General features: G+C 60.8%; 18 protein-coding genes. 4 read left to right on the forward strand and 14 right to left on the reverse strand.

The window, feature by feature from the left end; all coding sequences use genetic code 11:
- Positions 1 to 164: 164 nt before the first annotated feature.
- The 14 genes from BMY98_RS16250 to mtnA form a co-directional block, all read right to left on the reverse strand.
- Positions 165 to 2,159, reverse strand: coding sequence for a polysaccharide biosynthesis protein (locus tag BMY98_RS16250; RefSeq protein ID WP_074890878.1), 1,995 nt, complete (start codon positions 2,157 to 2,159; stop codon positions 165 to 167).
- A gap of 109 nt (positions 2,160 to 2,268) precedes the next feature.
- Entirely contained in the window at positions 2,269 to 3,285 is a 1,017-nt protein-coding gene (locus tag BMY98_RS16255) for an MraY family glycosyltransferase (protein WP_074890880.1), read from the reverse strand.
- On the reverse strand, positions 3,282 to 4,250 hold the full coding sequence (locus tag BMY98_RS16260; RefSeq protein WP_074890882.1) for a UDP-glucose 4-epimerase family protein: 969 nt from the start codon (positions 4,248 to 4,250) through the stop codon (positions 3,282 to 3,284). Before BMY98_RS16260 ends, BMY98_RS16255 begins: the two co-directional genes overlap by 4 nt.
- A 123-nt stretch (positions 4,251 to 4,373) precedes the next feature.
- Complete coding sequence (locus BMY98_RS16265) at positions 4,374 to 5,747, reverse strand: phosphohexomutase domain-containing protein (RefSeq protein ID WP_074890884.1); 1,374 nt, start codon at positions 5,745 to 5,747, stop codon at positions 4,374 to 4,376.
- A gap of 197 nt (positions 5,748 to 5,944) precedes the next feature.
- Positions 5,945 to 6,184, reverse strand: a complete 240-nt coding sequence (locus BMY98_RS16270) for a lipopolysaccharide assembly protein LapA domain-containing protein (RefSeq protein WP_074890886.1) — start codon at positions 6,182 to 6,184, stop codon at positions 5,945 to 5,947.
- 17 nt (positions 6,185 to 6,201) lie between these two features.
- On the reverse strand, positions 6,202 to 6,501 hold the full coding sequence (ihfB, locus tag BMY98_RS16275; RefSeq protein WP_037011901.1) for an integration host factor subunit beta: 300 nt from the start codon (positions 6,499 to 6,501) through the stop codon (positions 6,202 to 6,204).
- Positions 6,502 to 6,703: 202 nt separating this feature from the next.
- Positions 6,704 to 8,395: a 30S ribosomal protein S1 gene (gene rpsA / locus BMY98_RS16280; protein ID WP_065992985.1), complete on the reverse strand. Its 1,692-nt coding sequence runs from the start codon at positions 8,393 to 8,395 to the stop codon at positions 6,704 to 6,706.
- A 121-nt stretch (positions 8,396 to 8,516) separates the two neighbouring features.
- A complete protein-coding gene (gene cmk / locus BMY98_RS16285; RefSeq protein ID WP_074890887.1) occupies positions 8,517 to 9,206 on the reverse strand; it encodes a (d)CMP kinase in 690 nt (229 codons plus the stop codon).
- The gene (locus BMY98_RS16290; protein WP_245760080.1) at positions 9,203 to 11,410 is read right to left on the reverse strand and encodes a bifunctional prephenate dehydrogenase/3-phosphoshikimate 1-carboxyvinyltransferase; all 2,208 of its coding nucleotides are present in this window, start codon (positions 11,408 to 11,410) and stop codon (positions 9,203 to 9,205) included. The genes cmk and BMY98_RS16290 overlap by 4 nt, the downstream gene beginning before the upstream one ends.
- A 28-nt stretch (positions 11,411 to 11,438) precedes the next feature.
- Positions 11,439 to 12,551: a histidinol-phosphate transaminase gene (gene hisC, locus BMY98_RS16295; protein WP_074890890.1), complete on the reverse strand. Its 1,113-nt coding sequence runs from the start codon at positions 12,549 to 12,551 to the stop codon at positions 11,439 to 11,441.
- A 54-nt stretch (positions 12,552 to 12,605) separates the two neighbouring features.
- Entirely contained in the window at positions 12,606 to 13,700 is a 1,095-nt protein-coding gene (gene pheA, locus BMY98_RS16300; protein WP_074890892.1) for a prephenate dehydratase, read from the reverse strand.
- Complete coding sequence (serC, locus tag BMY98_RS16305; RefSeq protein ID WP_074890894.1) at positions 13,700 to 14,785, reverse strand: 3-phosphoserine/phosphohydroxythreonine transaminase; 1,086 nt, start codon at positions 14,783 to 14,785, stop codon at positions 13,700 to 13,702. The genes pheA and serC overlap by 1 nt, the downstream gene beginning before the upstream one ends.
- Before the next feature lie 259 nt (positions 14,786 to 15,044).
- On the reverse strand, positions 15,045 to 17,840 hold the full coding sequence (gene gyrA / locus BMY98_RS16310) for a DNA gyrase subunit A (RefSeq protein WP_074890895.1): 2,796 nt from the start codon (positions 17,838 to 17,840) through the stop codon (positions 15,045 to 15,047).
- A gap of 305 nt (positions 17,841 to 18,145) precedes the next feature.
- On the reverse strand, positions 18,146 to 19,222 hold the full coding sequence (gene mtnA, locus BMY98_RS16315; protein WP_074890897.1) for an S-methyl-5-thioribose-1-phosphate isomerase: 1,077 nt from the start codon (positions 19,220 to 19,222) through the stop codon (positions 18,146 to 18,148).
- A gap of 164 nt (positions 19,223 to 19,386) precedes the next feature.
- Here mtnA and BMY98_RS16320 point away from each other — a divergent pair, with 164 nt between their 5' ends.
- The 4 genes from BMY98_RS16320 to BMY98_RS16335 all read left to right on the forward strand — a co-directional run bounded on the left by BMY98_RS16320 (position 19,387) and on the right by BMY98_RS16335 (position 22,966).
- Positions 19,387 to 20,718 carry a TRZ/ATZ family hydrolase gene (locus tag BMY98_RS16320; protein WP_074890898.1) on the forward strand — a complete coding sequence of 444 codons (1,332 nt, stop codon included), beginning with the start codon at positions 19,387 to 19,389 and terminating at the stop codon, positions 20,716 to 20,718.
- A 67-nt stretch (positions 20,719 to 20,785) separates the two neighbouring features.
- Entirely contained in the window at positions 20,786 to 21,484 is a 699-nt protein-coding gene (gene ubiG, locus BMY98_RS16325) for a bifunctional 2-polyprenyl-6-hydroxyphenol methylase/3-demethylubiquinol 3-O-methyltransferase UbiG (RefSeq protein ID WP_074890900.1), read from the forward strand.
- A gap of 3 nt (positions 21,485 to 21,487) precedes the next feature.
- Positions 21,488 to 22,159 carry an N-acetylmuramic acid 6-phosphate phosphatase MupP gene (gene mupP / locus BMY98_RS16330; RefSeq protein WP_074890901.1) on the forward strand — a complete coding sequence of 224 codons (672 nt, stop codon included), beginning with the start codon at positions 21,488 to 21,490 and terminating at the stop codon, positions 22,157 to 22,159.
- A gap of 60 nt (positions 22,160 to 22,219) precedes the next feature.
- A complete protein-coding gene (locus BMY98_RS16335) occupies positions 22,220 to 22,966 on the forward strand; it encodes a YciK family oxidoreductase (protein ID WP_074890903.1) in 747 nt (248 codons plus the stop codon).
- Positions 22,967 to 23,162 lie beyond the last annotated feature (196 nt).

A 23,162-nucleotide genomic window follows, 5' to 3' on the forward strand; every position in this document is an offset into this window, starting at 1 on the left:
CAGCATTCCTGAGCTGCTTCCCAAACCTAGCCGATGGCGGCAGGGAGTCAACGCCGGGATCGGTGACCGGATATGTACCGACTCGCAGGCCCTGTGGAGACGGGCTTCGCGCCCGTTTCAACGTCCATTTGGCTGCGTAAGAAAAGGTTTCAGCGGGCTCGCGCTCAGGGTTCGCGGCGACGCTGCTGATGAATCCAGTCGACGATATCGCCCTCGGGCGCGTAACCGCTCACCGTGTCGCCAAGGATCTGCCGAACGCGGGTGTAATCGTCATCGTCCAGCGCCTTGAGCAACTGCGAGAGACTTTGCTTGAAGACATCCCACGCGAGGAAGTCTTCCTGGGCGCTCATGATCATCGGGTGGCGAGTCGCCGCCACGTTGTTGCCGATCAGCAGCTCCTCGTAGAGCTTCTCGCCAGGCCGCAGCCCGGTGAACTCGATGGCGATGTCGCCCTGGGGGTTGTGTTCCGAGCGGATGCTCAGGCCCGACAGATGCACCATCTTCTCGGCCAGCTCGATAATGCGCACCGGCTCACCCATGTCGAGCACGAACACGTCGCCGCCCTGCCCCATGGAACCGGCCTGGATCACCAGCTGCGCCGCTTCAGGAATGGTCATGAAGTAGCGGGTGATTTTCGGGTGCGTGACCGTCAGCGGCCCACCGGATTTGATCTGCTGATGGAACAACGGAATCACCGAACCGGACGACCCCAGCACGTTGCCGAATCGCACCATGATGAACCGCGTTTTGTTGACCTGATGCACATTGGAGCGGTCGCCGAACATCACCGGCGCGGTTTCCCGGCTCAGCGCCTGCAACGTCAGCTCGGCCAGGCGCTTGGTGCTGCCCATGACATTGGTCGGGCGCACAGCCTTGTCGGTGGAGATCAACACGAAGTTCGCAACGCCCGCCTGCAGCGCCGCCTGAGCGGCATTCAGCGTACCGACCACGTTGTTGAGCACGCCCTCGGCGATGTTGTGCTCGACCATCGGCACGTGCTTGTAGGCCGCCGCGTGGTAAACCGTATTGACCTGCCAGGTCTTCATCACGTCCAGCAGCTTGGCGTGATTACGGATCGAACCAAGAATCGGCAGCAACTTGACCTTGAGCGACTCGCGAGCCACCCGCCGCTCCAGCTCGGTGAGGATCGTGTACAGATTGAATTCGCTGTGATCGAGCAGCAACAGGGTGGTCGGCTTCAACAGCAGGATCTGCCGGCACAGCTCCGAGCCGATCGAGCCCCCTGCCCCGGTCACCAGCACACACTGGTTCTTGATGCAGTGCTCGAGCAATTCTTCCTGGGCAGGTACGGCGTCGCGGCCGAGCAGGTCGGCGATGTCGACTTCCTGAAGATCGTCGACCTTCACTCGGCCGGCGGCCAGATCGGAGAAGTTCGGCACGCTGCGAACATGCAGCGGGAAGCCTTCGAGGAAACCAAGGATTTCCCGGCGGCGCGCACGGGCGGACGACGGAATCGCCAGCAGGATTTCCTGAGCGCCGGTCACGTCGATCATCTGCTGAATGTGCTTGGGCTTGTAGACCTGCAGCCCGGAGATGACCCGGTTGGAGATCGAGTCGTCGTCATCGATGAACGCAACAGGACGCATCGAGCGACCCATGCGCAGTGCAGCGACCAATTGATTGCCCGCCGCGCCGGCGCCGTAGATGGCGACTTTAGGCAGGCCATCGTCACGGGTGGCGAACGGCACATGGCGAGCGGCGGAAAACCAGTCGCCGAGGAAGTACTGACGCATCGCCAGGCGCAGGCCACCAATCATGACCATGCTCAGCCACCAGTAATTGAACATCACCGATCGCGGCACCACATGCTGGTGGTTGCTGTAGAGGTAGACCACGACCCCAAGTATCAGGGCGGAGAGGCTGACGGCCTTGATGATCGCGATCAGGGCGTCGTTGCCGAAATAGCGCATGACCGCGCGGTACATGCCGAAACGAATGAACAACGGGATCGCCACTACGGGCGCGCTTGCAAACAGCCAGGTATGGATTTCCAGGGGATTGATCAGTTCATCAATGCCCAGGCGGACGACGAACGCCATCCACAACGCAAACCAGATCAGACAGACGTCTGCAGCGACCTGCAAGATCCGCTTGTGCCGGCGAGGCAGCCCCAGCAGCGAAGTGCGAATTTTCCCCATTGTCCCCTCAAGCACGCGTTCTAACTCCTTTCAGTCGACCCCTGGGCTGGCGTTTGATTCCTGTTGCGCAAGGGAATCGGACCAACAGCCTCAGAGCCAATGTCCATGCTCAGCTCTTTTCAAGCGCCCCTGCCTTGAAGATGAATGCCAGGGCGAGCAATGGAGCGTAAGCAATGATCACGCCGAGTGCCCCGTCCAGCCCGAAACGGGTGACACACACAGCGACCGGCAACAGCCAGCACAGATTGATTACACCGACTGCGGACGTCACCGGAAGGTGCTTGCCAAAGCGCCGCGAGGCGAATTGATAAGCGTGACTTCTGTGAGCCTCATAGACCTTGTCGCCCCGAACGAGCCGACGGATGAGGGTTACTGTAGCGTCTACGATGAAAACCCCGAGGAGAATAAGCCATACCCACAAGAACTGCGAGGAAATCCACGCGCCCTGCAGTGACAGGCAACCAAGCATGATGCCAAGAAATCCGCTGCCGGCATCGCCCATGAAGATCTTTGCCGGGGGGAAATTCCAGAATAGAAACCCCGCGACTGCGCATGCCAGCAGCACCGGCAACCACACCAGAGTGGCAAAACCGCTCAGGGCGTAGATGATCGCCGCGCCGACGCAGACACAGATCGCCTCTACGCTGGCAATGCCGTCGATGCCGTCCATGAAGTTGTACAGGTTGAGCAGCCAGACGAGGTAGAACGCCGCCAGCACGTTAACGATCAGCCCCGGCGCGAGCGTCATGCCGAACACGCTGATCGCCGGAAGACCACCCAGCCAGAACAACGCCCACGCTGCGGCGAAGAAATGCCCCAGCAAGCGCCAGCGAGCGGCGATGTGGCCGTGATCGTCGAGAAACCCCAGTGCCGCGATCAATGCGCCCGCCCCGAACATGGCCAGGAACGGGTCGCGCCCTATCAGCCCTGCAGAAATCATCCAGACCAGCGCAGCCAGGTAACTGATGACAATCGCCACACCGCCGCCACGTGGCGTCGGAATCGTATGGGAGCTTCTGCCGTTGGGAATATCGAGCAGGCTCTTATGCAGCGCATACCGGCGCAATAAATGCGTCAGCGCAAATGAAAACACCACAACAGCAACCGCGACCCACCAATAATTCATGCTTGATCCGTAACCAGAAAATGCTCGACGGTCTTCTTCAGGCCGTCCTCTACCGACACCGGGGGCTGCCACTGCAACCGTTCGCGGTTTTTGCTGATATCCACGCGCAGCGATCCCAACACCCGCTCGGCCGCCGATTTGCGGCCCAACAACGTGGCACCGAGCATGATAAGGGATTCGGGGACGGGAATAAGCCAACCCGATGCACGCATCTGCGCCTTGAGCCGGCTGGCCAGTTCGGTCGTCGACAGGTCCCGGCCATCGCTGACCAGAAAGACCTGGTTCGCGGCGGCAGGATGATCGATGCAGACGCGGATCAGGTCGATCAGGTTGTCCAGCGAGACCAGGCTGCGCGCATTGTTCACTGAACCGAGCGGTAACGGCACGCCTTTGCGCAACGTGCGCATCAGTTGCAGGAAGTTCGCTTTGACGCCGGGCCCGTAAACCAGCACCGGGCGGATGATCACCACTTCCATCGCACAGGTCTTCGCCAGCGCCAGAAGGCCCTGTTCTGCTTCGTGCTTGGAAACGGCGTAGGGATCGCTCGGATTGGGGGCGTCGTCCGCACGAAAGCATTCGCCCCGCGCGGTGGACTCGCCGTTGACCTTGATCGTGCTGATGAAGATGAAACGCCGGACGCCTGCTGCGGCGGCCTGCTCGGCCAGATTCAGCGTGCCGAGGGTGTTGACCTCCCGGTACAGCGAAAGTGGGTCAGCCGCGGTGTCGTGCATGACATGCACCCGCGCTGCGGCGTGAACGACCGTATCGACGTCGTGCAACACTGCCTGCCATGGGGTGTCGGCAGTCAGCCCGGCAACAGTGGTTGTCGTGACGGTTGGAGAAGAATGGGGCATTGCCTGTCGGCTTACCGCGACAATGTCCGCGTCAGGCAGGTGTGCAAGGTGGTCAACCAGCGCTGTCCCTAAAAATCCCGAACTCCCTGTCACCAGGATTTTTCTGGTCATATCCGATCCATGCACTTAAGAATTCGTCGTCAATCAAGACGGCCGCTGCGAGGCAGCGGCGCCATTGTAGACGATTGGCTCACGGCCCTGCCATTCAGTCAGCAGAACCGCGCGCCCAGTGCATCACTTGCCGTTGATCAGCGCTTCGATCTCTTTGACCTTGGCTTCTACCAGGGCTGGATCACGACGGCTCTCGACGTTCAGACGCAGCAAGGGCTCAGTGTTCGAGCCACGCAGGTTGAAGCGCCATTCGGCGAACTCGAGGCTGATGCCGTCGGTCCTGTCGATGTTCGAGCAAGACGGCGTGTAGTGCTCCAGGATCTTGGCGATGATGGATTTGACGTCGTCGACCTTGTAGTTGATTTCGCCACTGCACGGGTAGGCCGCCATGCGCTCATCGACCAGCTGCGAGAACTTCTTGCCGGAGACGGACATCAGTGCAGCGACCAGCAGCCACGGGATCATGCCGCTGTCGCAGTAGGCAAAATCGCGGAAGTAGTGGTGAGCACTCATCTCGCCGCCATACACGGCGTCTTCCAGGCGCATGCGCTCCTTGATGAACGCGTGGCCGGTTTTGCACAGCACCGGCGTACCGCCTGCCTGCTCGACCTGATCGATGGTGTTCCAGGTCAGGCGCGGGTCGTGAATGATTTTCGAGCCCGGGTGTTGCTTGAGCAGCATCTCTGCCAGCAGGCCCACCAGGTAGTAACCCTCGACAAAACGGCCTTGCTCGTCAAAGAAGAAGCAGCGATCGAAATCGCCGTCCCAGGCCAGGCCTAGGTCGCAACCGTGCTTGAGCAGCGCGTCGCGGGTGATGCTGCGGTTTTCCGGTAGCAGCGGGTTCGGCACGCCGTTAGGGAAGTTGCCGTCCGGCTCAGCGTTGATGATTACCCACTCGAACGGCAGCTGGGAGCGGATCGCTTCGAGGGCTGGACCGACAGCGCCATTGCCCGGGTCAGCGAGGATCTTCAGTGGACGAAGATCGGCGTCTTTGACGTAGGTCAGCAGGTGCTGAATGTAGGCAGTCTTGTCCGGCTTGGACTCAACGCTACCGTGCTGAGCGGCAACCTGACCGAAATCGCCCGCATCGACGCGCTGGCGGATGGCATCAAGGCCGGTGTCACCGCTGATGGGACGGGACGACTTCTGGACCAGCTTCATACCGTTATAACCCTTCGGGTTATGACTGGCCGTGACCATCACGCCGCCGTCTGCTTCGTAGTGACTGGTGGCGAAGTAGACTTCTTCAGTGCCGCACAGACCAATGTCGATGACATCCGCGCCGGCTTCCTGAATGCCTTTGATCAACGCTTGAGCCAAGGCCGGGCTTTCAAGACGCATGTCTCGGCCCACCACGATATTTTTGGCACCCAGTTCAACCACCATGGACCGCCCGATGCGGTACGCGATGTCGTCGTCAAGGTCATTGGGCACCTGGCCACGGATGTCGTAAGCCTTGAAACAGCGAGTCTGAAGAGCGGGATAGTCGGAATTCATGTGTAAAAACCTATGCGACGAAAAAAACCCGAAGGTTCCTCTGTTCAGTAGAAGCAGCTCGAATGGCGAACTGCACGCAACCCTCGCGCCTGAAAGCTTGAGGCGTGGGTTAGGCATTGAAAAAGGAGATTAGTTATAGGTGCGCTTGTAATTATCTTCAACGCAAGCGTTGAGGTGTCTGGCGCGCGGGGATTCTATCAGGGCAGACGTGACGCTTTGGGCTTCCTGCGCAGACGCGCGACGGAAACCAGGAGCGGGCCTATCAACATGCCCACCAGCAGTGCAAAGATCACCGGCACGGCGACAGGCAGCTCGGGCGCATTCCAGCCAAAGAATACCAGCGCAACAGCCTGCTGGTTTTCCAGCACAAACACGACGATCGCCGCTGCGATCAACAGGGCGATAACCAAAAAGATCAGACGCTTCACATTTCGCATGAGAACCCCTCAAAGAGCTATTGGAGCTCATGCTCCTCTTCTTCGTTCACCCGGTCGCGGAGCTCTTTGCCTGGCTTGAAGTGAGGAACGAACTTGCCGTCGAGGCTGACAGACTGACCTGTCTTTGGGTTACGGCCTACACGAGGCGCGCGATAGTGCAGGGAAAAGCTGCCGAAGCCGCGTATTTCAATACGGTCGCCCGTCGCAAGGCACTGCGACATCTGCTCAAGCATGGTCTTGATGGCCAGCTCCACATCTTTGGATGAGAGCAAGCCTTGATGGGTGACAATTCGTTCGATCAACTCCGACTTCGTCATATTTTTCCCTTCTTTTTCAAGCAGCTAGGTAAAGCGCTTGGAAGGTTTTAGCATGACCTGAAGCATTTGAACAGAGTATGTCCAGACTTAAATGAGCCGGGCTTGAAGATTGTCAACAGGGCATTGGCCGAAGGCGCCGCAAAAATACCCGCCCACAAAAAAGGGCGACCGAAGTCGCCCTTTTTCAATGGTCAGACAGAACTCAGTTCTGTTTTTCCATTTGAGCACGCAGCAGGTCACCCAGAGTGGTAGGACCAGTGCTTTCAGCGGTTTCAGGCTTGCTACGCAGGCTCTGAATCGCTTCTTTCTCGTCTTCAACGTCTTTCGACTTGATGGACAAGCTGATCACGCGGCTCTTGCGGTCAACGCTGATGATCTTGGCTTCGATCTCTTCGCCTTCTTTCAGAACGTTACGCGCGTCTTCAACGCGGTCACGGCTGATTTCGGAGGCTTTGAGGGTCGCTTCGATGTCGTCGGCCAGAGTGATGATGGCGCCTTTGGCGTCAACTTCTTTAACGATACCGCGAACGATAGCGCCTTTGTCATTGACAGTGACGTACTCGGAGAACGGATCGCTTTCCAGCTGCTTGATACCCAGCGAGATGCGCTCACGCTCTGGATCAACCGACAGGATCACGGTGTCAAGCTCGTCGCCCTTCTTGAAACGACGTACGGCTTCTTCGCCCACTTCGTTCCAGGAAATGTCGGACAGGTGAACCAGGCCGTCGATGCCGCCGTCCAGACCAATGAAGATACCGAAATCGGTGATCGACTTGATGGTGCCGGAGATCTTGTCGCCCTTGTTGAACTGGCCAGAGAAATCTTCCCACGGGTTAGATTTGCACTGTTTGATGCCGAGGGAGATACGACGACGCTCTTCGTCGATGTCCAGAACCATGACTTCCACTTCGTCGCCAACCTGAACGACTTTGGACGGGTGGATGTTCTTGTTGGTCCAGTCCATTTCGGAAACGTGTACCAGGCCTTCCACGCCTTCTTCCAGCTCTGCGAAGCAGCCGTAGTCGGTCAGGTTGGTAACACGCGCGGTAACGCGAGTGCCTTCCGGGTAACGAGCCTTGATAGCAACCCATGGATCTTCACCCAGTTGCTTCAGACCCAGGGAAACACGATTGCGCTCGCGATCGTACTTCAGGACCTTCACATCGATCTCATCGCCAACGTTGACGATTTCCGATGGATGCTTGATACGCTTCCAGGCCATGTCGGTGATGTGCAGCAGGCCATCGACGCCACCCAGATCGACGAATGCGCCGTAATCGGTGAGGTTCTTGACGATACCCTTGACCTGCTGGCCTTCCTGCAGCGATTCCAGCAGAGCTTCGCGCTCGGCGCTGTTTTCGGCTTCCAGGACACTGCGACGGGAAACGACAACGTTGTTGCGCTTCTGGTCCAGCTTGATGACCTTGAATTCCAGCTCTTTGCCTTCCAGGTGCGTGGTGTCGCGCACTGGACGGACGTCAACCAGAGAACCTGGCAGGAACGCACGGATGCCGTTAACGTCGACTGTGAAGCCGCCTTTAACCTTACCGTTGATAACGCCCTTGACCACTTCCTCAGCTGCGAAAGCCGCTTCCAGAACGATCCAGCACTCGGCACGCTTGGCTTTTTCGCGGGACAGCTTGGTTTCGCCAAAGCCGTCTTCGACCGCGTCCAGCGCAACGTGGACTTCATCGCCGATCTTGATGGTCAGCTCGCCAGCATCGTTGTGGAACTGCTCCAGCGGGATGAGGCCTTCGGACTTCAGACCAGCGTGAACGGTGACCCAACCAGCCTGGTAATCGATATCGACGATGATCGCGGTGATGATCGAACCGGCCTGAAGGTTAAGAGTCTTTAGGCTTTCTTCGAAAAGTTCAGCAAAGCTTTCGCTCATTTTAATTCCTGTTGATAAGGGCGAAGAATACGCCCATCTGCCACGCTCCAGACAACGTGGGTTTCGTTCATATGAAAGAAAGCCTGCGGGACTATGACTGGTCTCCCACATGGCTTTCTGGTCATCCGGCGAGATCGCGGAGTGCGACTTCACTCAGGATGCGTTCAAGCACCTGCTCGATGGACAATTCGGTGGAATCCAGCTGAATGGCGTCATGCGCCGGCTTGAGCGGGGCTACCGCTCGCTGGGTGTCGCGCTCGTCGCGGACACGGATCTCATCTAGCAGACTCGGCAGACTAACATCGTCACCCTTGGCCTTCAACTGCAAATATCGCCGACGGGCACGCTCGTCGACGCTGGCCGTCAGAAAAATCTTCAATGGCGCGCCAGGAAAGACCACCGTGCCCATGTCGCGGCCGTCGGCGATCAGGCCCGGAAACTCCTGAAACGCCCGCTGGCGCTGCAGCAGTGCCTCGCGAACCGCCGGCAACGACGCCACCTGCGATGCGCCACTGCCGACATGCTCATTGCGGATGGCCAGCGTCACGTCCTCCCCTTCCAGAATAATGCGCTGACCATGGTCGTCGGTCGCTGCCATGAACTGCACGTCCAGATGCGCAGCCAACAGCTTCAATGCTTCCTCATTGGTCAGGTCGACGCCATGGTTGACGGCCGCGAAGGCCAACAGCCGATACAGCGCACCGGAATCCAGCAGGGACCAGCCCAGACGTTTGGCCAGCTTGCCGGCCACCGTGCCCTTCCCTGAACCGCTGGGTCCGTCGATCGTAATGACCGGAGCTTGAACTTTCACGATTGCCCCTCTTGCGTTACACGAATACCCACCTGAGCACACAGCGTCAGGAAACTGGGAAATGAAGTCGCCACATTGGCGCAGTCCCGGATGTGGATCGGGCTGGCCGCGCGCAGCGACGCGATACTGAATGCCATGGCGATGCGGTGATCACCCTGCGCATCGATTTCACCACCGCTGACGGTTCCACCATCAATAATGATGCCATCTGCGGTCGATTCAACGTTTATGCCGAGCGTAGCCAGACCGTCGGCCATGGCGAGAAGGCGGTCGGATTCCCTGGCGCGCAAGGCCCCAGCGCCCTGAAGCACCGTCCGCCCTTCGGCGCACGCGGCAGCGATGAAGAGCGCCGGAAACTCGTCCATGGCCAGCGGCACAAGCGCCTCGGGGATGTCCATACCCCTGAGCGGAGCATGGCGCACGTGCAGATCAGCCACCGGCTCACCGCCCGCGTCGCGTGGGTTGTGCAGCGTGATGTCCGCGCCCATCAACCGCAGGATATCGATAACGCCCGATCGCGTCGGGTTGATACCCACGCCTTCGAGAATTAGATCGGAGCCCTCAGCGATGGACGCAGCCACCAGGAAAAACGCTGCCGAGGAGATATCGGCGGGCACTTCGATGGGTGCGGCCTTGAGCTCAATCCCTGACTGCAGTGTCACCATCGCGTCATGAGCGGAAACCGAATGTCCGAACCCTTTAAGCATGCGCTCGGTGTGGTCCCGGGTCGGCGCTGCCTCATGCACCATCGTTGTGCCATTTGCGTAAAGACCGGCGAGCAACAGCGCGGATTTCACCTGAGCGCTGGGCAACGGCATGTCGTAGCGGATAGCCTTAAGACCCTGCCCGCCGCGAAGGGTCAGCGGCGGCCGGCCGTCTTCTGCGGTTTCGATCACCGCGCCCATCTGGCGCAGCGGCTCGACGACACTCGTCATCGATCGCCGGGACAGCGAGGCGTCGCCGGTCAGCACGCTGTCAAAGCGCTGCGCAGCCAACACGCCACAGAGCAGACGCATCGACGTGCCCGAGCTACCGAGATAAAGAGGCCCCGGCGCAGGTTTAAGCCCGTTGAGCCCGACGCCGTGAATCGTCACTCGACCGTGGTGCGGCCCTTCGATGACCACGCCCATGTCGCGGAACGCCTGCAGCGTCGCCAGCGCGTCTTCACTTTCGAGAAAACCTTCGACAACGCTAGTGCCTTGGGCCAGGGACCCGAGCATGATCGCCCGGTGGGAAATCGACTTGTCACCCGGCACGCGAACCCGCCCTCGGACAACGCCGCCAGGCTTCGCAATAAACGTCAGTTCGTCGCACGCTGCTTTTTCAACGTATGCACGACGGGCGAGGATCTTGCCGAAATGCTCACGGGCGACCCGTGCGCGGGTGAACACGCCGAGCAATTGATGTCCATCGCCTGCGTCCACGGCATCACGCAACGCATCAAGGTCGCTGCGGAAAGTGTCGAGGGTGCGCAGCACCGCCTCGCGGTTCGCCAGGAAGATGTCATGCCACATCACCGGATCACTGCCGGCGATGCGCGTGAAGTCGCGAAAGCCGCCCGCCGCATAACGGAAGATGTCGAGGTTTTCGTTGCGTTTGGCCAGCGAATCCACCAGACCGAACGCCAGAAGGTGCGGCAGATGGCTGGTCGCCGCCAGCACTTCATCGTGGCGCTCGACCTGCATGTGCTCGACATCCGCGCCCAAAGCCGACCAGATACGGTCGACCAGCGCCAGTGCCGAGGGATCGGTTTCGGCCAGGGGCGTGAGGATGACTTTGTGCCGTTTGAACAGCTCGGCGTTGGAGGCTTCCACCCCGCTCTGCTCGGAGCCGGCAATCGGATGGCCGGGCACGAAGCGCGCCGGCATTACGCCGAACGCTTCACGCGCTGCGCGGACCACATTGCCCTTGGCGCTGCCGACGTCGGTCAGCACGGCATTGCCCAGGTCCAGCCCAGCCAGCACGCCGAGGAGTTTTTCCATGGCCAGGATCGGCACGGCCAACTGAATGACGTCGGCCCCCACGCAGGCGGCAGCGAGATTGTCTTCACAGCGATCCACCACGCCCAGTTCCACGGCAAGCGTGCGCGATTGCGGGTCGAGATCGACGCCCACGACTTCGCGGCACAGGCCACTTTCCTTCAAACCTTTGGCGAACGATCCTCCGATCAATCCAAGGCCGACCACCACCAGGCGGCCGATCATAGGCGCAGCGGGTTGCAGCGACGTGACATCAACCACGCGCCAGAACCTTGCTCAACGCCTCGAGAAAACGACTGTTTTCGCCCGGCAGACCGATGCTCACCCGCAGGTGATCGGGCATGCCGTAACCACCGATCGGGCGAACGATCACGCCTTCGCGCAACAGCCCGTCGTAAACCGACGCGGCCTCGCGGCCCAGGTCAACGGCGATGAAGTTGGCTTTGGAGGGAATCCAGTTCAGACCCATCTGGGCAAGCCCTTCCTCGAGCTGCTGCATGCCGGCTTCATTGAGCTGACGGCTTCGCGCAACATAGTCAGCGTCATCCAGCGCAGCGCAGGCGGCGGCCAGCGCGAGGCTGTTGACGTTGAACGGCTGACGCACGCGGTTCAGCACGTCGGCGACAACCTTCGAGGACAACGCATAGCCGACCCGCAGCGACGCCAGGCCATAGGCCTTGGAGAACGTCCGCGACACCAGCAGGTTTGGATAGGCACTCAGGAAGTTGAGCCCGTCAGGCAGATCGGCGCCTTCGGCGTATTCAATGTAGGCCTCGTCCAGCACAACCAGCACGTCCTGAGGCACCTGTGCGAGGAAATCCGCCAAGGCGCCTGGCCCGAACCAGGTCCCGGTGGGGTTGTTCGGGTTGGCGATGAAGACGACCCGGGTATTGCTGTCGATGGCGGCGAGCATGGCCGGCAGGTCGTGCCCCCAATCCTTTGCCCTGGCGACGTGAGCAGTGGCGCCCACGGCTTGGGTGACGATCGGATAGATCGCGAACGCATGTTCGCTGAACACTGCATTGAGCCCCGGCGCCAGATAGGCACGGGCGACGATTTCCAGAATGTCATTGGAGCCGTTGCCCAGCGTCACTTGCTCGGGCTGCACGCCGCAAGCCTGCGACAGCCGTTGCTTGAGCTCGAAACCGTTGCCATCGGGGTAGCGGGTCAATTCCGCCAGTGCGTCTTTGATCGCCTTCAACGCCTTGGGGCTGGCGCCCATCGGGTTTTCGTTGCTCGCCAGCTTGATGATGCGCGCCGGATCGATATCCAGCTCACGCGCCAGTTCGTCCACCGGCTTGCCGGGAACGTAAGGCGATAGTTTTTGCACGCCGGGCTGTGCCAGCGCGAGGAAGTCGCCACTCATGTACCGCTTTACCTCTTCAGTGAAACCCGTAGGGCTACAAGTCCGGACGCAGGATCAAAGCACTGCTTTCGGATAGGAACCCAACACCTTGAGCGCCACGGCTTCCTGGCTGATCTGTTCGAGAACGGCCTTGATCAGCGGGTCGCGGTGGTGGCCGACGAAATCGATGAAGAACACGTAGGTCCACTTACCGCTTCGCGAGGGACGCGTCTCGATGCGCGTCAGGTCGATGCCGTTCTCGTGGAAAGGCACCAGCAGTTCATGCAGCGCACCCGGCTTGTTGCTCATCGACACGATGATCGACGTCTTGTCGTCGCCGGTCGGCGGCACTTCCTGATTGCCGATCATGAGGAAACGCGTGGAGTTGTCCGGACGGTCTTCGATCTTCTCGGCAATTCGCGTCAGACCATAAAGGCCCGCCGCCATATCACCGGCAATCGCTGCCGAGTTCCACTCGCCCTTGACCCGTTTGGCCGCATCGGCGTTGCTGGCAACAGCGACACGCTCCACGTTCGGGTAGTGCGCGTCCAGCCACTTGCGGCATTGCGCCAGGGACTGGGCGTGGGAATAAATGCGGCTGATGCTGTCGGTCTTGGTGCTTTCGCCCACCAGCAGATGATGGTGAATGCGCAGCTCGACTTCGCCGCAGATGACCATGTCGTGCTCAAGGAAGCTGTCCAGCGTGTGGTTGACCGCACCTTCGGTGGAGTTCTCCACCGGGACGACGCCGAAATTCACCGCACCGGCGGCCACTTCACGGAACACTTCATCGATGGCTGCCATCGGTTTGCTGATCACCGCGTGGCCGAAATGCTTCAGCGCGGCAGCCTGGGTAAACGTGCCTTCAGGGCCGAGATAAGCGACCTTGAGCGGCTGCTCCAGCGCCAGGCACGAGGACATGATTTCGCGGAACAGGCGCGCCATCTCTTCGTTGCTCAACGGGCCACGGTTACGATCCATGACACGCCTGAGCACTGCAGCTTCACGCTCTGGGCGATAAAACACCGGAACCTCGCCTGCCGGCAGGTCGGCCATCTTCACCCGCGCCACTTCCTGGGCGCAGCGGGCGCGCTCGCTGATCAGTTCCAGGACCTTTTCGTCCAGGCTGTCGATGCGGACCCGCAGGGCCTTGAGCTCTTGTTCAGACATTAGCCGTGTTCCTTCTCGAACGCTGCCATGTACGTGGTCAGGGCGTTGACCGCACTGAGGTCGATGGCATTGTAGATGGACGCGCGCATGCCACCGACCGAGCGGTGGCCTTTGAGGTTGAGCAGGTTGCGCGCTTCGGCACCCGCGAGGAACGGCTTGTCCAGGCGATCATCGGCCAGACGGAACGGCACGTTCATCCACGAGCGGTCGGACGGGTTGATCGGGTTGCTGTACAGGCCGCTGGCGTCGATGAAGTCATACAGCGTGCGCTGCTTGAGTTCATTGCGCGTGGCCATGGCCTCGACGCCGCCCTGCTCTTTCAGCCATTCGAAGACCAGGCCGGACAAGTACCAGGCCAGCGTTGGCGGCGTGTTGTACATGGAGCCGTTGTCGGCCGCGACCTTGTAGTTGAGCATCGTCGGGCACAGGGAACGCGCGCGACCCAGCAGGTCCTCGCGGATGATCGCCACGACAATGCCGCTCGGGCCGATGTTCTTCTGGGCGCCCGCGAAGATCATGCCGAAACGCGAGACGTCGAGAGGGCGCGAGAGGATGTCCGAAGACATGTCGGCGACCAGCGGCACGTCGCCGGTTTCCGGAATCCAGTTGAATTGCAGACCGCCAATGGTCTCGTTGGGGACGTAGTGAACGTAGGCCGCGTCTTTCGACAGCTTCCACTCACTCTGGCCGGGAATGGCGAAGTAATCGGCGGGTTTTGCGCTGGCGGCCACATTGATGTTGCCGTAGCGAGATGCTTCTTCAATGGCTTTCTGCGACCAAATGCCGGTGTCGATGTAGTCGGCCGTGCCGTTTTCCGGCAGCAGGTTCAATGGAACCTGAGCGAATTGCTGGCTGCCGCCGCCTTGAAGAAACAGCACTTTGTAGTTAGAGGGGATGGACAGCAGGTCGCGAAAATCCTGCTCCGCCTTGGTGGCGATGGAGACGAACTCGTCGCTGCGATGGCTCATTTCCATGACGGACAGGCCTTTGCCATGCCAGTCCAGGAGTTCGGCCTGGGCACGCAGCAGAACAGCTTCAGGGAGCGCGGCAGGACCTGCGCAGAAGTTAAAGGCTCGCTTGCTCATATCCACTCTCGTCGTGTCACTGAATTAATTTGGAACGGGTGAAATGCGGGGAAGTGCGGAACAGGGACGGCATCGTGTCAGAGGAACCGAATCGCGACTGTCGTTACCTCCGATGGCTCCCACAGAGGTTATGCACTCGGTCACCGAGATCGACTGTGGGAGCAACCGGAGCTTGCGACGGTCACGAAAGCGCCCTGCCTGACAACATCTGTCCCGTCATTCCAGGAAAGGGGCCGGATCACCAGCCCCCTTTCCAGCGTTACTCCTGAGGCTCTTCTTCGTCAGCCGCGGGATCCGCTTGCACATCGTCAGCGGACTCGTCGGTGTCGACGGCGCCAGTCACGTCACCATTAACCTCTTCTCCCTCGAACGCTTCGCCTTCCAGCTCTTCGCCCTCGACTTCCGATGGCTCCTGAACACGCTCCAGACCGACCAGTTTCTCGTCCTTGGCCAGCTTGATCAGGGTCACGCCCTGGGTGTTACGGCCCAGACTCGAGACTTCGCCAACACGGGTACGCACCAGCGTGCCCTGGTCGGAAATCAGCATGATTTCCTCGCCTTCCTGCACCTGAACCGCGCCGACCAGGCGGCCGTTGCGCTCGTTGCTGACCATGGCGATAACGCCCTGACCGCCACGCTTGTACTCAGGGAATTCGGTGATCGCGGTACGCTTGCCGTAGCCACGCTCCGAAGCAGTGAGGATCTGGCTGCCCTGCTCCGGGATCAACATGGAAATCAGTTTCTGACCTTCCGGTAGACGCATGCCGCGCACACCGCGAGCCGTACGGCCCATGGCGCGCACATCGGATTCCTTGAAGCGGGTGACCTTGCCGCCGTCGGAGAACAGCATGATTTCCTGCTCGCCATCGGTGACAGCCGCCGAAATCAGGATGTCGCCTTCGTCCAGCTCCAGCGCAATCAGGCCGACGCTGCGTTGACGACTGAACGCCACCAGCGGGGTCTTCTTGACGGTACCGTTGGCGGTCGACATGAAGATGAACGGCGCCTTCTTCTTGTCGGCGGCCTTGATGCGCGCCTTGCGCTGTTCTTCGGTCTCGTTGCTGTTTTCGAGGTCTTCGGCCTCGGCGTCCACGCCTTCGGCTTCTTCTTCGTCGGCACGCTTGCGCATGGCTTCGAGATCGACCGGCAGCATGGTCGTGATGTACTCACCTTCGCTCAGCGGCAACAGGTTGACCAGTGGACGGCCACGGGCAGCGCGGGACGCTTCCGGGATCTCGTAGGTCTTGAGCCAGTACACCTTGCCTTTGCTGGAGAACATCAGCAGCGTGGTGTGGCTATTGGCGACCAGCAGGTGAGCGATGTAGTCCTCATCCTTAACGCCGGTGGCCGATTTGCCTTTGCCGCCGCGACGCTGGGCCTGATAAACGGCCAGCGGTTGAGTCTTGGCGTAGCCACCGTGGGAGATGGTCACGACGCGCTCTTCTTCCGGGATCATGTCGCCAAGGGTCAAATCCAGGCGCGCATCGAGGATCTCGGTGCGACGCACATCGCCGTACTCGGCGCGGATCAGCTCGAGTTCTTCGCGGATGACTTCCATCAGGCGCGTGGCGCTGTTGAGGATGCGCAGCAGCTCGCCGATCTGAGTCAGGATTTCCTGGTACTCGGTCAGCAGCTTCTCGTGTTCCAGACCGGTCAGGCGGTGCAGACGCAGTTCAAGGATCGCCTGAGCCTGTTCCGGCGACAGGAAATACTTGCCGTCACGCATGCCGTACTGAGGATCGAGGTTTTCCGGGCGGGACGATTCGGCGCCTGCGCGCTCGACCATCTCGACCACGGCGCTGGATTCCCACGGCGTGCTGATCAGGCCTTCTTTGGCTTCAGCCGGGGTCGGCGAGGCTTTGATGAGGGCGATGACCGGATCGATGTTCGACAGGGCAACGGCCTGACCTTCGAGGATGTGACCACGCTCGCGGGCCTTGCGCAGTTCGAACACGGTGCGACGGGTAACGACTTCGCGACGGTGACGGATGAAGGCTTCCAGCAGGTCCTTGAGGTTCAGGATGCGTGGGCGGCCGTCGATCAGCGCAACGATGTTGATGCCGAAGACGCTTTGCAGCTGGGTCTGGGCGTAGAGATTGTTGAGGATGACCTCGGGCACTTCGCCGCGACGCAGCTCGATGACCACGCGCATGCCGTCCTTGTCGGACTCGTCGCGCAGTTCAGTGATGCCTTCAAGCTTCTTCTCTTTGACCAGCTCGGCGATCTTCTCGATCAGACGCGCCTTGTTCAGCTGGTACGGCAGTTCGGTGATGACGATCTGCTGGCGACCACCGACTTTGTCGATGTCTTCGACCATGGAGCGGGCGCGCATATAGATGCGGCCACGTCCGGTCTTGTAGGCTTCGACGATGCCGGCACGACCATTGATGATCGCGGCAGTCGGAAAGTCTGGGCCGGGGATGTACTGCATCAACTCGTCGACGGTGAGGTCGCCGTTGTCGATGAGCGCCAGACAGCCGTCGATGACTTCACCGAGGTTGTGCGGCGGAATGTTGGTTGCCATGCCCACGGCGATGCCGCTCGAGCCGTTGACGAGCAGGTTGGGAATACGGGTCGGCATGACCGCAGGGATCTGTTCGGTGCCGTCGTAGTTCGGCACCCAGTCCACGGTTTCCTTGTGCAGGTCGGCCAGCAGCTCGTGGGCCAGCTTGGTCATGCGCACTTCGGTGTATCGCATGGCGGCCGCGTTGTCGCCGTCCACCGAACCGAAGTTGCCCTGGCCGTCTACCAGCAGGTAGCGCAGGGAAAAGGGTTGGGCCATACGAACAATGGTGTCGTAGACCGCGGTGTCGCCATGCGGGTGGTACTTACCGATAACGTCACCGACCACACGGGCGGATTTCTTGTACGGCTTGTTCCAGTCGTTACCCAGTTCGCTCATCGCGAACAGTACCCGCCGGTGCACGGGCTTCAAGCCGTCGCGCGCATCGGGCAGAGCTCGTCCGACGATGACGCTCATCGCGTAGTCGAGGTAGGACTGCTTCAGCTCGTCTTCGATATTGACCGGGAGGATTTCTTTGGCCAGTTCGCCCATGAGAAGCCTGATTCCTTTTTCTGGTGAAACCTCGCTCAGCCATCCGGGATGAACAAGGCTTGCCGCTGCCGACGATTGTCAGGCAACGACTTACGACAAATCAGCGAGTTATGCCATGAATATGCGCAGTCATAAGGGTCGCCATGCGCCCCTTTGGAAACCGCCGAATGGTACCACAATCGCCGTCAGGCACGAAGTGTTTGCAGGTGCCGCGAACACGCCGTTTCGCCAGCAGACGCCTGAGAAGCGCTCACAGAGCCCGATAGCGCGTTTGACGACGAATGGCATTATCGGCTGCGGGGTGATCAATGCAGGCGTTTGCGGCACATCAGCAGGGCCATTTTCGCCGTATCGGGTCGCTCGACGATGCCCTTCTCGGTGACGATGGCGTCGATCAGATCGGCAGGCGTCACGTCGAACACCGGGTTGAAGGCGTCGACCTCGGCACCCACGCGCTTGCCGCCGACTTCCAGCAGTTCACGGCCGTCGCGCTCTTCAATGGGAATGTCGTCGCCACTGGCGAGATTCATGTCGATGGTCGAGCTCGGCGCCACCACCATGAAGCGCACGCCGTGGTGCATCGCCGCTACCGCCAGCTGGTAAGTACCGATCTTGTTGGCGACGTCGCCGTTGGCGGTAATGCGGTCGGCGCCGACGATGACCCAGGTGATGCCTTTGGTTTTCATCAGGTGCGCGGCCGCGGAGTCGGCGTTGAGGGTAACCGGAATCCCTTCGTTAACCAGCTCCCATGCCGTCAGGCGCGAGCCCTGCAGCCAGGGACGGGTTTCGTCGGCGTACACGCGCTCGATCATCCCTTCCAGGTGAGCCGCGCGGATGACGCCGAGGGCGGTACCAAACCCGCCGGTGGCCAGTGCACCGGTGTTGCAGTGGGTCAGCACGGTCTGCAGATTGCCCTGGTGCTTGCGGATCAGCTCGGCACCCAGTTGCGCCATGGTCAGGTTGGCTTCGCGGTCGCTCAAGTGAATGGCCACGGCTTCGGCTTCCATGACCGTCAGCGGATCTTCGTGATCCTTGAGGCGATACAGACGCTCGCGCATGCGGTTCAGCGCCCAGAACAGGTTGACCGCTGTGGGCCGGGAATTGGCCAGCAGGTCGAAGTCTTCTTCCAGAGCCATTTGCCAGTCGCCGCCTTCGGCCAGACGATCAATGACTGCCAGGACGATGCCGTAAGCCGCACTGATGCCAATGGCCGGCGCGCCGCGTACCACCATCGTGCGAATGGCTTCGGCCACCCCTTCAGCGCTGGTGTAGGGATGCCAGGTTTCTTCGAAGGGCAAGACCCGCTGATCCAGCAGATACAACGTGCCGTCCCGCCAATCGATGGCCTTTACCTTCTCAGCAGCCAGTAATCGATCGCGCATTGCACACCCCACTTGATGAATTTTTGAAAAGCCTGCCGCCACAGCGACGGTGCAAAGAAGCAAATCGCCAGCACCTTAAAAAGCCGCCGATTATAGCGAGCCGCCTGCGAAGACGCTCGGGTATACTTCGCCGTCCCTGTAATAAGCCATTGGATGCCCGCCCCATGCCCCATTCCGCTGCCCCGCTCGACCTGTTGTTGCTGCCGGACTGGCTGGTACCGGTCGAACCTGCCGGCGTTGTGTTGCAACAGCACGGGATCGGCATTCGCGATGGCCTGATCGTTTACATCGGCCCGCGCGCCGAGGCCCTGCGCCAGCCAGCCATCGAAGTGCGCGAGTTGCCGGGCATGCTGCTCAGCCCCGGGCTGATCAACGCCCATGGCCATGCGGCGATGACGCTGTTCCGCGGGCTGGCGGACGATCTGCCGCTGATGACCTGGCTGCAGGATCATATCTGGCCGGCCGAGGCGAAATGGGTCGATGAGGATTTCGTCCGCGACGGCACCGATCTGGCTATCGCCGAACAGTTGAAGGGCGGGATCACCTGCTTCTCCGACATGTATTTCTTTCCCAAGGTCGCCTGCGAGCGGGTGCACAACAGTGGCATTCGCGCACAGATCACCGTGCCGGTGCTGGACTTCCCGATACCCGGTGCGCGCAACAGCGACGAATCCCTGCACATCGGCATCGAGCTGTTCAACGATCTTGCCCACCATGACCGCATCAAGATCGCCATGGGGCCCCACGCGCCTTATACCGTCAGCGACGAGAACCTGGAGAAGATCCGGGTCATCGCCGATGAGCTGGACGCAATGATCCAGATGCACGTTCACGAAACCGCCTTTGAAGTGCACGAAGCCGTTCAGCAACGTCAGGAACGTCCGCTTGCGCGACTCCATCGCCTGGGCCTGCTGGGCCCGCGTTTCCAGGCGGTGCACATGACCCAGATCAGCGATGACGACCTCGCGATGCTGGTCGAAAGCAACTCCAGCGTCATTCACTGCCCCGAATCGAATCTGAAACTGGCCAGCGGCTTCTGCCCGGTCGAGCGCCTCTGGCAGGCCGGGGTCAACGTCGCCATCGGCACGGATGGCGCGGCCAGCAACAACGACCTGGACCTGCTCGGCGAAACCCGCACCGCTGCACTGCTGGCGAAAGCCGTTGCCGGCTCGGCCACCGCGCTGGACGCCCACCGTGCACTGCGCATGGCCACACTTAACGGCGCCCGCGCCCTGGGCATCGACGATCACACCGGCTCGCTGCAGATCGGCAAGGCCGCCGACATGGTCGCGTTCGACCTCTCGGGGCTCGCGCAACAGCCCGTCTACGACCCGGTGTCACAACTTATTTATGCCACGGGTCGCGATTGCGTGACTCACGTCTGGGTCGCCGGCAAGCAGTTGCTGCAAGACAAACGCCTGACCCGCATGGACGAAGAAGCGCTGACCCGAACCGCCAAAGCCTGGGGCAACCGCATCGCGGCAGATAAAGCCTGACCCATTGAGCGCCGCCACGGTCAGATACCGTGGCCGGACACCGAATTCAAGTTTTAGAGGATCACACATGAGCAACGTCGACCACGCCGAAATCGCCAAATTCGAGGCCCTCGCCCATCGCTGGTGGGACCGCAACAGCGAGTTCAAGCCGCTTCACGAGATCAATCCGCTGCGGGTGAACTGGATTGACGAACGCGTGAATCTGGCTGGCAAGAAGGTACTCGACGTCGGCTGCGGCGGCGGCATTCTGAGCGAGGCCATGGCCTTGCGCGGCGCTACCGTGACCGGCATCGACATGGGCGAAGCGCCGCTGGCCGTGGCACGACTGCACCAACTGGAATCCGGCGTGAGCGTGGAATACCGGCAGATCACCGCCGAGGCCCTGGCCGAAGAAATGCCCGAGCAGTTCGATGTGGTGACCTGCCTGGAAATGCTGGAGCACGTCCCGGACCCGTCGTCGGTGATCCGTGCCTGCTACCAGATGGTCAAGCCGGGCGGTCAGGTGTTTTTCTCCACCATCAACCGGAATCCCAAGGCGTACCTGTTCGCCATCATCGGCGCCGAATACATCATGAACCTGCTGCCCCGCGGCACCCATGACTTCAAGAAATTCATCCGCCCTTCCGAGCTGGGCGCGTGGAGCCGTGATGCCGGGCTGCAGGTCAAGGACATCACCGGCCTGACCTACAACCCGCTGACCAAGCACTACAAGCTGGCGTCCGACGTCGACGTCAATTACATGATCCAGACACTGCGAGGGGTCTGAGCCATGCGCTTGAGGGCAGTTCTCTTCGACATGGACGGCACGCTGCTCGACACCGCGCCGGACTTCATCGCGATCTGCCAGGCAATGCTGGCCGAGCGCGGCCTGCCCCGGGTGGACGACAAACTGGTTCGCGACCAGATCTCCGGCGGTGCCAGGGCCATGGTCTCGGCGGCGTTCGCGATGTCCCCCGAAGCGCCTGAGTTCGAGGCACTGCGCCTGGAATTTCTGGAGCGCTATCAGACCGATTGCGCGGTGCACAGCACGCTGTTCGATGGCATGGCCGAGTTGCTGGCCGATATCGAAAAAGCCAACCTGATATGGGGCGTGGTGACCAACAAACCGGTGCGCTTCGCTCGGCCGATCATGGAGCAACTGGGTTTATCGGAGCGTTCCGCGGTGCTGATCTGCCCGGACCACGTGACCAAGAGCAAACCCGATCCCGAGCCACTTTTGCTGGCCTGCAAGATGCTCGATCTGGACCCCGCCAGTGTGCTGTTCGTGGGCGATGACCTGCGTGACATCGAATCCGGTCGCGACGCCGGCACCAAAACCGCTGCCGTGCGCTACGGCTACATCCATCCTCAAGACAATCCCGATCACTGGGGCGCGGACGTGGTGGTGAATCACCCGCTGGAGCTGCGCCGGGTCTTGGATGATGCGTTGTGCAGTTGCTGAGGCGACAGTCCGCAACCAAATCCTGCACTGCGCCCATTTAGAAATTGCAAAGGAGCCGCCATGTTCAATTACTCCGCCCGCCCCGATCTGCTCAAGGACCGGGTCATTCTGGTCACCGGCGCCGGCCGTGGGATTGGCGCCGCTGCCGCGAGAACCTACGCTGCCCATGGCGCGACCGTCTTGCTGCTGGGCCGGACCGAAGCGAACCTGAGCGCGTTGTATGACGAAATCGAAGCCGCCGGGCATCCGCAGCCCGTGGTCATCCCGTTCGATCTAGAGACCGCCCTGCCCCGTCAGTACGACGAGCTCGCCGCGATGATCGAAGCCGAGTTCGGCCGCCTTGACGGCGTATTGCACAACGCCTCCATCATTGGCCCGCGCACACCGGTCGAACAGCTCACCGGTGAGCAGTTCATGCAGGTGATGCACGTCAACGTCAACGCCACTTTTATGCTGACCACCGCGTTGCTGCCGCTGCTCAAGCTGTCGGGTGACGCATCCATTGCCTTCACTTCCAGCAGCGTCGGGCGCAAAGGCCGCGCGTACTGGGGCGCCTATGGCGTGTCCAAGTTCGCCACCGAAGGGCTAATGCAGACGCTGGCCGATGAAATCGACGGACTTGGGTCGCTGCGCGCCAACAGTATCAATCCGGGCGCAACCCGCACCGACATGCGCGCCCAGGCGTACCCGGCGGAGGATCCGACCAACAACCCGACGCCGGAAGAGATCATGCCGGTGTACCTGTACCTGATGGGCCCGGACAGCAAAGGCATCAACGGACAGGCACTGGATGCCCAGACCCGCTGAACCCTGCAGATCCTTCAGCGTTGGCTCATAAAAGGCGAGCGCACTGAACAGTGCGTTCCCTCAAATGAATATCTGACCGCTCCGGGCACCCTCCACTCGGCAGTTTTCCGTCATGCTCTGTATCGCGATGCTGTTGGATCCGATACGTTAGTCAAATCCAAGGCGCGAAAAGGTATCGAACCTGTCACCATCCGCC

Origin of the sequence: Pseudomonas graminis, from assembly GCF_900111735.1 — a bacterium.
GTDB lineage: Bacteria > Pseudomonadota > Gammaproteobacteria > Pseudomonadales > Pseudomonadaceae > Aquipseudomonas > Aquipseudomonas graminis.

Excerpts from the sequence above, each read along its gene's own strand:
- BMY98_RS16250 (WP_074890878.1), bottom strand. The coding sequence starts at position 2,159 with ATGGGGAAAATTCGCACTTCGCTGCTGGGGCTGCCTCGCCGGCACAAG.
- BMY98_RS16290 (WP_245760080.1), bottom strand. The coding sequence starts at position 11,410 with ATGATCGGCCGCCTGGTGGTGGTCGGCCTTGGATTGATCGGAGGATCG.
- ihfB (WP_037011901.1), bottom strand. The coding sequence starts at position 6,501 with ATGACGAAGTCGGAGTTGATCGAACGAATTGTCACCCATCAAGGCTTG.
- gyrA (WP_074890895.1), bottom strand. The coding sequence starts at position 17,840 with ATGGGCGAACTGGCCAAAGAAATCCTCCCGGTCAATATCGAAGACGAG.
- mtnA (WP_074890897.1), bottom strand. The coding sequence starts at position 19,222 with ATGCGCGATCGATTACTGGCTGCTGAGAAGGTAAAGGCCATCGATTGG.
- hisC (WP_074890890.1), bottom strand. The coding sequence starts at position 12,551 with ATGAGTGGCGACTTCCTCGCGCTGGCACAGCCCGGCGTGCAAAAACTA.
- ubiG (WP_074890900.1), top strand. The coding sequence starts at position 20,786 with ATGAGCAACGTCGACCACGCCGAAATCGCCAAATTCGAGGCCCTCGCC.
- BMY98_RS16270 (WP_074890886.1), bottom strand. The coding sequence starts at position 6,184 with ATGCGAAATGTGAAGCGTCTGATCTTTTTGGTTATCGCCCTGTTGATC.
- BMY98_RS16260 (WP_074890882.1), bottom strand. The coding sequence starts at position 4,250 with ATGACCAGAAAAATCCTGGTGACAGGGAGTTCGGGATTTTTAGGGACA.
- BMY98_RS16320 (WP_074890898.1), top strand. The coding sequence starts at position 19,387 with ATGCCCCATTCCGCTGCCCCGCTCGACCTGTTGTTGCTGCCGGACTGG.
- pheA (WP_074890892.1), bottom strand. The coding sequence starts at position 13,700 with ATGTCTGAACAAGAGCTCAAGGCCCTGCGGGTCCGCATCGACAGCCTG.
- BMY98_RS16265 (WP_074890884.1), bottom strand. The coding sequence starts at position 5,747 with ATGAATTCCGACTATCCCGCTCTTCAGACTCGCTGTTTCAAGGCTTAC.
- rpsA (WP_065992985.1), bottom strand. The coding sequence starts at position 8,395 with ATGAGCGAAAGCTTTGCTGAACTTTTCGAAGAAAGCCTAAAGACTCTT.
- serC (WP_074890894.1), bottom strand. The coding sequence starts at position 14,785 with ATGAGCAAGCGAGCCTTTAACTTCTGCGCAGGTCCTGCCGCGCTCCCT.
- BMY98_RS16335 (WP_074890903.1), top strand. The coding sequence starts at position 22,220 with ATGTTCAATTACTCCGCCCGCCCCGATCTGCTCAAGGACCGGGTCATT.
- BMY98_RS16255 (WP_074890880.1), bottom strand. The coding sequence starts at position 3,285 with ATGAATTATTGGTGGGTCGCGGTTGCTGTTGTGGTGTTTTCATTTGCG.
- mupP (WP_074890901.1), top strand. The coding sequence starts at position 21,488 with ATGCGCTTGAGGGCAGTTCTCTTCGACATGGACGGCACGCTGCTCGAC.